This is a genomic window from Paraburkholderia caffeinilytica (assembly GCF_046030355.1).
GTDB lineage: Bacteria > Pseudomonadota > Gammaproteobacteria > Burkholderiales > Burkholderiaceae > Paraburkholderia > Paraburkholderia caffeinilytica_B.
The window spans coordinates 64716-76613 of the sequence record NZ_JAQQCQ010000035.1; the positions used below are offsets into that span (position 1 = coordinate 64716).

Genomic DNA, 11898 nt, shown 5'->3' on the forward strand with positions numbered 1-11898 from the left:
CGAGACCGCTCGGGTGTCGAAAATACGCCCGCCCCTGAACAGCAGCCTTAGCCGGCGCTCACGCTGCCGGCGTGGTCGGCAGGTCCGGCGCTTCAGGCGTTTGCACGCCGAAACAGCCGCGATAGGTCGCGTAGAACGAGCAGTACAGCATGGTCGTGACGATCATCGTGGCGGGCATCAGGATCGCGAACGCGAAGTCGCCCGCGCCCAGCGCCTGCATCAGCGCGGACAAGCCGAACGAGACCGTGGTCGCCACCGCGAACCATAATGCGCCGAACACGATGAATGCGCCGCGATTGCGCCAGCAACTGACGACGCTGAAGAACATCGCCTTGACAGGCGGCACGTCGTGCCATGCGGTCAGGATCGGCGAGAACCAGAAAATCATCGCGACCGGAATGTAGAACGCGAACGCGGCGATCACCGCCAGCGGAATATTGCTGTTGGCGATCGCGTCCTGATCCATCGTGGCCATGCCGAGCATGACTTTCAGCAGCATGCCGCCGTCTGCGAGTGCCGAGCCGGCGAGAACTAGCGCCATTGCCGCAACGTACAGCACGCCCAGCACCAGCAGACGTTTGGCGACCGCAGGGCCGTACGAGTGAAAGCCGTCCACCAGAATGGTCGGGAACACCGGCTTGCCCGCGATGGTATTGCGGCACGCCGCCATGAAACCGACCGCAACGCCTGGAATGAAAACGAGCGGCAGCACGCCGCCGATGACCGGAATCTGCGCCGCCAGCGTCATGACCAGCAGATAGGTGAAGAACAGCGTCAGAAACGCGAGCGGGTTCTTGCGGAACAGCCAGATACCCTGCCGGAACCAGACATAGCCGGTTTTCGCGGGGACTTCGATCAGTTGCATGAGGTATGAATGCCTGGAAGTGCAACGCCGGACAGGCGTTCGCGCAAAATGCGCTCGAAATGACCGGGGTCGTGCGGTTTGAGTAACTCGGCCGCGCGTGGCAAATGAAAATCATACAGGCGCGAGACCCAGAAGCGGTAAGCGCCCGCGCGCAGCATGTCGCCCCAGTGGCGGTTTTCTTCGACGGTGAACGGGCGCACGGTCTGGTAAGCGCGCAGCATGGCTTCGGTGCGGGTCTCGTCGAGCTTGCCGGTGGCGAGGTCGACGCACCAGTCATTGACTGTTACCGCCACGTCGAACAGCCACTTGTCGCAGCCGGCGAAATAGAAGTCGAAGAAGCCGCCGAGGCGCACCTCGTGGCCGGTTTCCGGAGCGGCATGCGCGAACAGCGCATTGTCGCGGAACAGGTCGGCGTGGCAGGGGCCTTCGGGCAACGCCGCGTAATCCGCCGAGGCGAAGAAAGCTTCCTGATGCGCCAGTTCGGACGACAGCAAGTCGCGTTGCGCGCCCGCGAGGAACGGCAGGATGGTCGGCACGGTTTCCTTCCACCACGACAGGCTGCGCAGATTCGGCTGATGGCGCGGATAATCTCGCCCCGCCAGATGCATGCGCGCAAGCATTTGCCCGACCTCGATACAGTGCTCGACTTGCGGCGCCAACTCCGGCGCGCCTTCGAGTTTGGTCACGATGGCGGCAGGCTTGCCGTGCAGCGTGCCGAACAGCGTGCCGTCTTCGCGCGGCATGGGATCCGGCACCGGCACGCGGTGCGCGGCCAGATGCTGCATCAGATCGAGGTAGAACGGCAGTTGCCCGGCCGTCAGCTTTTCGAAAATCGTGAGGACGTATTCGCCGCGCGTCGTCGTCAGAAAGAAGTTGCTGTTCTCAATACCGGACGGGATGCCGCGAAACTCGACGACTTCGCCGAGATCGTAATGACGCATCCATTCTGCTAGTTGGGGTTCGGTGACAGCGGTGAAGACAGCCATGCGGGAAACGTCGGATCAGGTTAGTCGGGCTGGCGCGATGCGACCAGTGCGAGGTGTGGCAAATGCATTGCGAAATGCGCAATCAAGGTCAATCAGGCCGCGAATCCCGGCCGCCAATCTTCGCTGCAAGTCAGGCCCGCAAAGCGCTGGGACAATTCAACGCGGTATCGCCGTGCGGCAGGCGGTGCTGAAAATCGGCAAACAGGCTGAAAACCCGGGGCGACGCCCGCGGGCCGCGCAGAATCCAAGGGTGCGGCTCACCCCGCGCCGCCGCCCCGGCATGCCTCAATAAGTCAGATTCACCGACGGCAAACGCGTGCTCGCGCGGCCGTTATCGCGCACGGTGGGTGACGTGTCGAGCGGCGCGCTCATCTGATAGCGCGTGCCGAGATTCGAATGCACGTTGATTTCAACGGGCTTGCCTTTATCGCGATATTCGGTGATTTCGGTGCCGTTAGCGCTGCGTTCGTGGAAGCTCGGCGTGCGCGGGACGTTGATTTCGACCTTCGAGCTGACCTCGGCGGCCGGACGATTGATCTTCTCCAGGTCAGGCAGGCCGGCCCGTTCATTGGCGGACTGGGGTGCGTCGGCGGGCGGAGTGTCATCGACAGGCTGGGCAGCCATCGCGGCGTTGCCAAAGGCGAGGGCCAGTGCAACGGCGACGGGAAGGAGCGGCTTCATGGTGATTCTCCAATATGGTGCCCCGATTCTAGCAAATCCAGCCTTGCCTACGGGCGCGATCGCCTTATTTTGCGCCGCTTTCGCACGCCGTGCGCGCAATCTTGCGACCGCTGTTGCGGCAGGTGTGGTAGGCGCCGCGCGGTCATTTGGCGATCGCGGGTTCCGTGGTAATGTCGTCTCATCAATTGAGGCGAATGAAGATGAACAACGATACCAATCAACGCGCGGTGCAGACGCCCGCCAACAGCTTCCCAACCGAATCCTTCGAAGACGCGACCGAGGCCGTCACGCGTTTGTCGGCGATTTACGAAGCGAACACTTCGTTCCTGCGCGACGCCTTCGCGCGTTATCGCCGCAACGAACTGTTCGAACAGCGGGTGCGCGCCTGCTACCCGTTCGTCAGAGTCCGCACCGAAGTCAACACGCATATCGACTCGCGCCGCTCGTACGGTTTTGTGGCGGGCCCGGGCGTGTTCGAGACCACGGTCACGCGGCCGGATCTGTTCGGCGACTACTATCGCGAGCAGTTGCGCCTGCTGGCGAAGAACCATCACGTGAAGATCGAAGTCGGTGTCTCCGACCAGCCGATTCCGATTCACTTTGCCTTCGCTGAAGGCATCCATCTCGAAGGCGATCTGGATCGCGAACGCCTGTTCCTGATGCGCGACGTGTTCGACACGCCGGACCTCGCGCTGCTCGACGACCGCATTGTCAACGGCACGTATGAACCGCTGCCGGGCGAACCGCATCCGCTCGCGCTGTTCACGGCGGCGCGGGTGGATTTTTCGCTGCATCGGCTGAAGCACTACACGGCGACGTCGCCCACGCATTGCCAGAACTACGTGCTGTACACGAACTACCAGTTCTACATCGACGAGTTCGTCAAACTCGGCCGCACGATGATGGCCCATACCGACGACGAAGAGCTGCGCGCCTATCGCAGCGAATACACGTCGTTCGTCGAACCGGGCGACGTGATCACGTACAACGAAAATCTCGGCGAGCAGACGCAGGAAGGTTCGGCGCCGCCGCGTCTGCCGCAGATGCCTGCATATCACCTGAAGCGTGCCGACGGCAGTGGCATCACGATGATCAACATCGGCGTCGGGCCGTCGAACGCGAAGACGATTACCGACCACGTCGCCGTGCTGCGTCCGCATGCGTGGATCATGCTCGGTCATTGCGCGGGGCTGCGTAACACGCAGCGTTTGGGCGATTATGTGCTGGCGCACGGCTATGTGCGCGAAGATCACGTACTCGACGACGATTTGCCGCTGTGGGTGCCGATTCCCGCGCTTGCCGAAGTGCAGGTGGCATTGGAACGCGCGGTCGCGCAGATCACGCAACTGGATGGCGTCGAGTTGAAGCGCGTGATGCGTACGGGCACGGTGGCGAGTGTGGATAACCGCAACTGGGAGCTGCGCGATCATCGTGAGCCGGTGCAGCGGCTGTCACAAAGCCGCGCGGTCGCGCTCGATATGGAAAGCGCGACGATCGCCGCCAACGGGTTCCGCTTCCGCGTGCCTTACGGCACTTTGCTATGCGTCTCGGACAAGCCTTTGCATGGTGAGTTGAAACTGCCCGGCATGGCGGATCAGTTCTATCGCGCGCAGGTCGATCAGCATCTGCAGATCGGTGTGAAGGCGATGGAGTTGTTGCGGATGAATGGGCTGCATCGTTTGCATAGCCGTAAGTTGCGCAGCTTTGCGGAAGTGGCGTTTCAGTAAAGCGATTCGTCGGGCAAGGTGTGCGCTGGTTCCGTTCGCCTTGCCCGCAGTTCGACAAACCCAGAGCCGGATGGGAACCCAGAGCCTTTAAGACTGCAGGTCCGCGCAAGGCTTGTGCAAAAGGCGCCGGCTAGAACTGCCCAAACCCCGTCAACCCGATCAAGCTTCCCGCCGCCAGCAGCCACAGCGGATGAATGCGCGTTTTCAACGCCAGCACAGCGGTAAAAGCGGTGATCGCCCATGCAATCGCCGTCGGGTTCGAGGCTTCGGCGATCAGCGCCGCGCTCGCCGCGACGATGCCGGCCGTCACCGGCACCAGTCCCATTTGCGCGTAACGCCGCCACGGACGATCCTTGAACCGATCCCACGCATGCAGCGCGAGAATCGTCACGAGCGAAGACGGTCCGAACTTCGCCACTGAAGTCACCAGCATCCCCGCCCAACCCGCGACGTGCCAGCCGATCAGCGTGACGATCATCAGATTCGGCCCCGGCGCCGCTTGTGCGAGCGCGAATAGCGCGCTGAATTCGCTGGCCGGCATCCAGTGATGCACCTCCACCACCTGACGCTGCATCTCCGGAAGAATCGTATTGCCGCCACCGAACGCCAGTAGCGAAAGCTGACTGAAAATGATGGCAAGGGAAATGAGCGTGTCGTTCATCGTGCGGCCCTCGACGCGATGTAGATGCTGAGCGGCGTGAGTACCAGCATGGTAGGCAGAAGCGGCAGGCGCATGATGGCGATCGCGATGAAGCCGAGCGCTGCGATGAGCGCGGCCATGGGTTTATTCCGCAGCGGCAGCAGGATTTTCACGGCCATCGAGATCAGCAGACCGGACGCCGCGGCCGCGAGACCCGCAAACAGATGGCGAACGTGCGGGTCGTTTTGCGTGTGTTCGTACAGCACACCCAGGCCGATCACTACCAGCGACGGCCCCGCAATCAACCCGAGCAAACCGGCCAGCGCTCCCGGCACGCCGCGAAAGCGCATCCCGATCGCGACGGAAAGATTGATCACATTGCCGCCCGGCAGGAATTGGCACAGGCCCAGCAGGTCGGTGAATTCCGCGCCGGTCAGCCAGCGCCGTTGTTCGACCAGGGCGCGCCGTGCAAGCGGCAGGGCGCCGCCGAATGAAATCAGCCCGAGGCCGAGAAAGCCGCCAAAAATTTCCCGCAATGTGGGCGTGGGCGCCAGAGCGGCCTCGGTTGAGGTGAGATCGTGATCCATATCGTCAAGCTTCCAGTTCAAGCTTGGGAGGTTAGCGCCGAACCGGCTTTGGGCAAAACGATTTCTGAGCGCGGCTTTGTGACCTGGAATCACAAGCATGACTCGTACTCTTCCCCCTTTTTTTGCGCTCCGCGCCTTCGAAGCGGCCGCGCGGGTACCGCTAGTGGCGCAGTTCTGCGAATGGCTGCAGGCGCAGGGCGATCAGACCGACGTCGTGGAAGCGAGCGACCTGGAGGCCGCTCGTTAGAACTTGCGCGCACTGCTCAATGCGCATGGAGCATCAGCAAGCTGACTTCGCGCACGGGGCGCGAAGTTCCAGCCTCACAGATAGAACATCCGGTCTTCATCCGACTTGGCCGGATGCGGTTCGGCTTCTTCGCGGTCTTCGTAGAACTTCAACACCGCTTCGAGCACCTGGTCGGGATCGTCGATTACCTGCATCAAGTCCATGTCCGTTGGATTGATCAGGCCCATCGGCGTGAGCGAGTTCTTGAACCACGCCAGCAGGCCTTCCCAGAACTCGGCGCCCACCAGAATGATCGGCACGTGGCGCGACTTCTTGGTTTGAATCAGCGTGAGCACTTCGGCGAGTTCGTCCAGCGTGCCGAAGCCGCCCGGCATGACGATCACCGCGTCCGAGTTCTTGACGAAGGTGACCTTGCGCGTGAAGAAATGGCGGAAGCGCAGCGAGATGTCCTGCCACTGATTGCCCGATTGCTCGTGCGGCAGTTCGATGTTCAGGCCGACCGACGGCGCCTTGCCGGCATGAGCGCCCTTGTTGGCCGCTTCCATAATGCCGGGGCCGCCGCCCGAGATGACCGCGAATCCTGCGTCGGACAGCTTGCGTGCGATCTGCGTGGCGAGTTTGTAGTAAGGCGAGTTCGGTTTCAGGCGCGCTGAACCATAGATGCTGACAGCCGGACGAATCTCCGAGAGGTACTCGGTCGCCTCGATAAACTCTGCCATAATCGTGAACATCTGCCACGATGCGCGGGCCTTTTTAGCCGTAGCGCGCTCTTGATCTGCGAGTGATCGCAGACTCGGAATCACTTTTCTCTTAGTCATAATGCCTGAAGAACGAAGCCTTGAAGGTAAGACCCTGCTATTGGTCGACGGTTCGAGTTATCTGTACCGGGCCTACCATGCGATGCCTGATCTGCGCGGACCCGAAGGTGGCCCGACGGGTGCGCTCTATGGAATGATCAACATGCTGCGGCGCATGCGCAAGGAAGTCACAGCAGAGTATAGCGCGTGCGTGTTCGACGCCAAGGGCAAAACGTTCCGCGACGACTGGTATGCCGACTATAAGGCGAACCGCCCGTCGATGCCGGATGATCTTGCTCGCCAGATCGAGCCGATTCACGTCGCCGTGCGCGCGCTCGGCTGGCCGTTGCTGATGATCGAAGGCGTCGAAGCGGACGACGTGATCGGCACGCTCAGCACCGAGGCCGAAAAACGCGGCATGAATGTGATCGTGTCGACGGGGGACAAGGATCTGGCGCAGCTCGTGTCGGATCATGTCACCCTCATCAATACGATGACGAACGAGAAGCTCGACCGCGAAGGCGTGATCGCCAAATTCGGCGTGCCGCCGGAGCGCATCATCGACTACCTGTCGTTGATCGGCGATACCGTCGACAACGTGCCCGGCGTCGAGAAATGCGGGCCGAAAACGGCGATCAAATGGCTCACGCAATACGAGACGCTCGATGGCATCGTCGCACATGCGGACGAGATCAAAGGTGCGGTAGGAGACAATCTGCGACGTGCGCTCGATTTTCTGCCGATGGCGAAGAAACTCGTCACCGTGGAGCGCCAATGCGATCTGACCGGCCATATCGTATCGATTGAAGAAAGTCTGGCAAGCCGGCCGGAATCGCGCGAAGAACTGCGTGACGTGTTCACGCGCAACGGCTTCAAGACGTGGCTGCGCGAAGTGGAAATCGCGGAAGTCGTGGAGGGTCCCGAGACCGATGTGCCGCCGGCGCTCACCGTGGATCACGAACGTCATTACGACACCGTGCAGACCTGGGAGCAATTCGACACGTGGCTTGAGAGGATCAACGCAGCCGGGCTGACGGCATTCGATACCGAAACCACGTCGCTCGATCCGATGACCGCGCAGATCGTGGGGCTGTCCTTGTCGGTCGAGCCGGGCCATGCCGCTTATGTGCCGGTCGCGCATCGCGGTCCGGACGCACCGGTGCAACTGCCGCGCGACGAAGTGCTGGCGAAGCTCAAGCCATGGCTCGAAAGTGCCGACCACAAGAAGGTCGGCCAGCACATGAAATACGACGAACAGGTGCTGGCGAACTACGGCATCGAAATGCGCGGCGTCGAACATGACACGCTGCTGGAATCGTACGTGCTCGAATCGCACCGCACGCACGACATGGACAGCCTCGCGCTGCGCCATCTCGGCATCAAGACGATCAAGTACGAAGAGGTCGCGGGTAAGGGCGCGTCGCAGATCGGTTTCGACGAAGTCGCGCTGGAAACGGCCGCCGAATACGCGGCGGAAGACGCCGACATTACCTTGCGCCTGCATCAAGCTTTGTATCCGCAAATAGCCGCGGAGAAAACGCTCGACTACGTGTATCGCGATATCGAAGTGCCGACCTCACGCGTCTTGCGCAAGATGGAGCGCACCGGCGTGCTGATCGACGCGGACAAGCTGCGCGCGCAAAGCAGCGAAATCGCCACGCGTCTGATTCAACTGGAAAGCGAAGCGTACGTGCTGGCCGGCGGCGAATTCAATCTGGGTTCGCCGAAGCAGATCGGTCAGATTTTCTTTGAGAAGCTCGAATTGCCGGTGGTCAAGAAGACCCCGAGCGGCGCGCCGTCTACCGACGAAGAAGTGCTTCAGAAGCTGGCCGAAGACTATCCGCTGCCGAAGATCCTGCTCGAACACCGTGGCTTGTCGAAGCTGAAATCGACCTACACGGACAAGCTGCCGCGCATGGTCAACGCTCAAACGGGCCGTGTGCATACGAACTATGCACAGGCGGTGGCGGTCACGGGCCGGCTGGCGTCGAACGATCCGAACCTGCAGAACATTCCCGTGCGTACCGTCGAAGGCCGCCGCATTCGCGAGGCGTTCATTGCCCCGCCGGGACACAAGCTCGTCTCCGCCGACTACTCGCAGATCGAATTGCGCATCATGGCGCACATTTCCGGCGATGAATCCCTGCTGCGTGCGTTCTCGCAAGGCGAAGACATTCACCGCGCCACCGCGGCGGAAATTTTCAGCGTGACGCCGCTCGAAGTGTCGAGCGATCAGCGGCGCGTCGCGAAGGTCATCAACTTCGGTCTGATCTATGGCATGAGCGCGTTCGGTCTCGCCGCGAACCTCGGCATTACGCGCGACGCAGCCAAGCTGTATATCGACCGCTACTTCGCCCGCTATCCGGGTGTCGCGCGTTATATGGACGAAACGCGTCTGAGCGCGAAGGCCAAGGGCTACGTGGAAACGGCGTTTGGCCGCCGCCTGTGGCTGCCGGAGATCAATGGCGGCAACGGTCCGCGCCGTCAGGCCGCGGAGCGCGCGGCAATCAACGCGCCGATGCAGGGCACGGCCGCCGACCTGATCAAACTGTCGATGATCGCGGTGCAGAAATGGATCGAAGAGTCGAAGGTCGGCACGCGCATGATCATGCAGGTGCACGATGAACTGATCCTCGAAGTGCCGGACGCGGAATTGTCCGACGTACGTAAGCGCTTGCCGGAATTGATGTGCGGTGTCGCCGCGCTGAAAGTGCCGCTGGTCGCTGAAGTGGGCGCCGGCCTGAACTGGGAGGAAGCGCATTGACGTGCATGTGACGGCGCGCGCGATAGGCGATAACGTCGCGCGCATGTCACATATGCGTATTGATGGCTTGTGACAACCCGTGCCACTCGCGGACAATCGCCAGGACAGACGGCGCGCGTTTGATGCTTCATGCGCGCCGTCGCGACGCATAACCCATCGGCAAATACGGAGAGTTCAATGCATCGTTTTATCGTCGTTGGCGGGGGCGCGGGGGGGCTGGAATTGGCGACACGCTTAGGCGACCGCTATGCGCCCCACAAGAACAAAGGCGGTGTGCGCGCGCAAGTGACGCTCGTCGACCGTAATCCAACCCATATCTGGAAGCCGCTGCTGCATGAAGTGGCAGCCGGCAGCATGGACCCGTTCACCCAGGAACTCGAATATGCGGCGCAGGCGCGTTGGCACAGCTTCGAGTTTCAACAGGGCGATCTGACCGGTCTCGATCGTGCAAACAAGCGTCTCACGCTTGGCACCGTGCTCGACGACGATGGCGCAGAACTGCTGCCCGAACGCCAACTCGACTATGACACGCTGATCATTGCGATCGGCAGCACCACGGCGTTCTTCGGCGTGAAGGGCGCGCCTGAGTTTTCTCTCGCGCTCGATACGGTCAGCCAGGCGGAGCGTTTCCGCAAACGGCTGATCGCGGCCTGTATGCGCGCGGAGCATCAGGTGCACGAACCTGTCGAATCGGGGCCGGGCACGTCGCCTTCGTCTGAGCCGCGCATCCAGGTGGCGATTGTCGGCGGCGGCGCGACGGGCGTCGAACTCTCCGCTGAGTTGCGCAATACGGCCCAGGTGTTGTCCGCGTACGGCTTGCATAAGCTCGATCCGCGGCACGATGTCGGCATCGTGCTGATCGAGGCGGGGCCGCGCATTTTGCCGGCCTTGCAGGAGCGTGTGTCGACGGCCACCGCCGAATTGCTCACCAAACTCGGCGTGAAGCTGATGATTGGCGAGACCGTGGCCGAGGTCGCGCCAGGCATGATCCGCACGGCCAGCGGTAAAACCGTGCGTGCCGATCTGACGGTGTGGGCGGCCGGCATCAAGGCGCCCGCCATCCTGAGTGAACTCGACGGCCTGCCGGTCAACCGTCTGGGTCAACTCATCGTACGCCGCACGCTGCAAACCGAAATCGACGATAACATTTTCGCGCTCGGCGATTGCGCGGCGTGCCCATGGCCGGGCAATGAGCGCAACGTGCCGCCGCGTGCGCAGGCGGCTCACCAGCAGGCGAGTTTCCTGATGAAGGCGCTGGCGGCCCGGCTCGAGAATAAGCCGCTGCCTGAATTTACCTATCGCGACTTTGGCTCGCTGGTGTCGCTCGGGCACTTCAGCGCGGTGGGCAATCTGATGGGTGGCGTGATCGGCGGCAATATGCTGATCGAAGGGCTGTTCGCGCGCTTCATGTATATGTCGCTGTACCGGCTGCATATCGCCGCGCTGCACGGCTACGCGCGGATGGTGCTCGACACCTTCGCGCACTGGTTGCGGCGCACTACCTTGCCGCGGGTCAAGCTGCACTGAAGGCTTAAGGCTGAGCTCGACACTGAACGCTGGGCGCTTGAGAAAGGTGTATGTGCAACAGGATGCGGGTGAAGCGTATCCTGTTGCCTCCAACCTTTCCCGAGGAGCGCCGCATGCTGAAACCCGACATCGACAGCCTGGTCCCGCACGTTCCTTTCAATCGCCGCACCTTCATCAAAGCCGCGCTCGGCACCGGTTTCGCCGCGGCCGTGATGCCGGTGTCGGCGCAAACCATCCATACGGATAGCGATGGTCTCGAAGTCGGCGAGATTGGCGTGCGGTCGGGCGATACGCTCGTGCCGGCCTATCGCGCGCAGCCGAAGGGCAAGACGCATCTGCCGGTGATCATCGTGATTCACGAGGCGTTCGGTGTGCACGAGCATATTGCCGACGTGTGCCGGCGCTTTGCCAAGCTCGGTTATCTGGCAATCGCGCCGGATCTGTTCGTCCGCGAGGGCGATCCGTCGGTGCTGCCGACCATCCAGCAGATCAGCGAGCAGATTCTTAGTAAGGTGCCGGACGAACAGGCGCTGGACGATCTCGACGCCACGGTCGCGTGGGCGGGCGAGCACGGCGGCGATCTGAACCGGCTCGGCGTGAACGGTTTTTGCTGGGGAGGACGTATCGCGTGGCTGTATGCCGAGCACAATCCCCGGCTGAAGGCGGCTGCGGCGTGGTATGGCCGGGTCGGCGGCGATCATAGCGCAACGACGCCGGCGAACCCGCTCGATCGCGTGGCTGATCTGCACGCACCGGTGCTAGGGCTGTATGGATTGCAGGATCAGAGCATTCCTCAAGCTTCGCTCGAGCAGATGAAGCAGGCTATCGCTCAGGGTCCGCAAGTGGGCCGCGGCTCGCAATTCGTCGTGTACGACGACGCGGGCCACGCGTTTTTCGCGGATTACCGGCCGAGTTACAAGAAGGCTGATGCCGAGGATGGCTGGCGACGTGTGCTGGTGTGGTTCAAGCAGCACGGAGTCGCCTGAGGGCGCCAGTTCGATGCCTTCGGTTGACACGCCATAACGGCGTGTCGATCTGCTCGGCTGGAAGAATGCAAAAGGCCCGTGGCCCCGGGAA

At 62.0% G+C, this 11898-nt stretch carries 11 protein-coding genes; 5 read left to right on the forward strand and 6 right to left on the reverse strand.

Features of this window, described 5'->3' with window-relative positions; genetic code table 11:
* Window positions 1-58: 58 nt before the first annotated feature.
* The 3 genes from PQQ95_RS33935 to PQQ95_RS33945 all read right to left on the reverse strand — a co-directional run bounded on the left by PQQ95_RS33935 (window position 59) and on the right by PQQ95_RS33945 (window position 2532).
* Entirely contained in the window at window positions 59-865 is an 807-nt protein-coding gene (locus PQQ95_RS33935) for a BPSS1780 family membrane protein (protein WP_408446045.1), read from the reverse strand.
* A complete protein-coding gene (locus PQQ95_RS33940) occupies window positions 856-1851 on the reverse strand; it encodes a homoserine kinase (RefSeq protein WP_408446048.1) in 996 nt (331 codons plus the stop codon). The genes PQQ95_RS33935 and PQQ95_RS33940 overlap by 10 nt, the downstream gene beginning before the upstream one ends.
* 285 nt (window positions 1852-2136) lie before the next feature.
* On the reverse strand, window positions 2137-2532 hold the full coding sequence (locus tag PQQ95_RS33945; RefSeq protein WP_408446050.1) for a hypothetical protein: 396 nt from the start codon (window positions 2530-2532) through the stop codon (window positions 2137-2139).
* 200 nt (window positions 2533-2732) lie between these two features.
* Here PQQ95_RS33945 and PQQ95_RS33950 point away from each other — a divergent pair, with 200 nt between their 5' ends.
* Entirely contained in the window at window positions 2733-4259 is a 1527-nt protein-coding gene (locus tag PQQ95_RS33950) for an AMP nucleosidase (RefSeq protein WP_408446052.1), read from the forward strand.
* A gap of 130 nt (window positions 4260-4389) precedes the next feature.
* On the opposite strand, the gene PQQ95_RS33955 is transcribed toward PQQ95_RS33950, so the two are convergent.
* Both PQQ95_RS33955 and PQQ95_RS33960 read right to left on the reverse strand, forming a co-directional pair.
* A complete protein-coding gene (locus PQQ95_RS33955) occupies window positions 4390-4920 on the reverse strand; it encodes a chromate transporter (RefSeq protein WP_408446055.1) in 531 nt (176 codons plus the stop codon).
* Entirely contained in the window at window positions 4917-5486 is a 570-nt protein-coding gene (locus PQQ95_RS33960; protein WP_408446058.1) for a chromate transporter, read from the reverse strand. The genes PQQ95_RS33955 and PQQ95_RS33960 overlap by 4 nt, the downstream gene beginning before the upstream one ends.
* Window positions 5487-5583: 97 nt before the next feature.
* Between PQQ95_RS33960 and PQQ95_RS33965 the strand changes: the two genes are divergently transcribed.
* A complete protein-coding gene (locus PQQ95_RS33965) occupies window positions 5584-5733 on the forward strand; it encodes a hypothetical protein (RefSeq protein ID WP_408446061.1) in 150 nt (49 codons plus the stop codon).
* Window positions 5734-5807: 74 nt separating this feature from the next.
* Here the strand turns inward: PQQ95_RS33965 and PQQ95_RS33970 are convergent, their stop codons facing one another.
* A complete protein-coding gene (locus PQQ95_RS33970; protein WP_073428625.1) occupies window positions 5808-6551 on the reverse strand; it encodes an LOG family protein in 744 nt (247 codons plus the stop codon).
* A gap of 1 nt (window position 6552) precedes the next feature.
* Here PQQ95_RS33970 and polA point away from each other — a divergent pair, with 1 nt between their 5' ends.
* The 3 genes from polA to PQQ95_RS33985 all read left to right on the forward strand — a co-directional run bounded on the left by polA (window position 6553) and on the right by PQQ95_RS33985 (window position 11807).
* Window positions 6553-9294 carry a DNA polymerase I gene (polA, locus tag PQQ95_RS33975; protein WP_408446064.1) on the forward strand — a complete coding sequence of 914 codons (2742 nt, stop codon included), beginning with the start codon at window positions 6553-6555 and terminating at the stop codon, window positions 9292-9294.
* Between the two features lie 177 nt (window positions 9295-9471).
* Complete coding sequence (locus PQQ95_RS33980; protein ID WP_408446067.1) at window positions 9472-10821, forward strand: NAD(P)/FAD-dependent oxidoreductase; 1350 nt, start codon at window positions 9472-9474, stop codon at window positions 10819-10821.
* Window positions 10822-10934: 113 nt separating this feature from the next.
* A complete protein-coding gene (locus PQQ95_RS33985; RefSeq protein ID WP_408446071.1) occupies window positions 10935-11807 on the forward strand; it encodes a dienelactone hydrolase family protein in 873 nt (290 codons plus the stop codon).
* Window positions 11808-11898 lie beyond the last annotated feature (91 nt).

Coding starts and splice junctions, on each gene's coding strand:
- PQQ95_RS33960 (WP_408446058.1), bottom strand. CDS start 5,486: ATGGATCACGATCTCACCTCAACCGAGGCCGCTCTGGCGCCCACGCCC.
- PQQ95_RS33940 (WP_408446048.1), bottom strand. CDS start 1,851: ATGGCTGTCTTCACCGCTGTCACCGAACCCCAACTAGCAGAATGGATG.
- polA (WP_408446064.1), top strand. CDS start 6,553: ATGCCTGAAGAACGAAGCCTTGAAGGTAAGACCCTGCTATTGGTCGAC.
- PQQ95_RS33955 (WP_408446055.1), bottom strand. CDS start 4,920: ATGAACGACACGCTCATTTCCCTTGCCATCATTTTCAGTCAGCTTTCG.
- PQQ95_RS33985 (WP_408446071.1), top strand. CDS start 10,935: ATGCTGAAACCCGACATCGACAGCCTGGTCCCGCACGTTCCTTTCAAT.
- PQQ95_RS33970 (WP_073428625.1), bottom strand. CDS start 6,551: ATGACTAAGAGAAAAGTGATTCCGAGTCTGCGATCACTCGCAGATCAA.
- PQQ95_RS33965 (WP_408446061.1), top strand. CDS start 5,584: ATGACTCGTACTCTTCCCCCTTTTTTTGCGCTCCGCGCCTTCGAAGCG.
- PQQ95_RS33945 (WP_408446050.1), bottom strand. CDS start 2,532: ATGAAGCCGCTCCTTCCCGTCGCCGTTGCACTGGCCCTCGCCTTTGGC.
- PQQ95_RS33980 (WP_408446067.1), top strand. CDS start 9,472: ATGCATCGTTTTATCGTCGTTGGCGGGGGCGCGGGGGGGCTGGAATTG.
- PQQ95_RS33935 (WP_408446045.1), bottom strand. CDS start 865: ATGCAACTGATCGAAGTCCCCGCGAAAACCGGCTATGTCTGGTTCCGG.
- PQQ95_RS33950 (WP_408446052.1), top strand. CDS start 2,733: ATGAACAACGATACCAATCAACGCGCGGTGCAGACGCCCGCCAACAGC.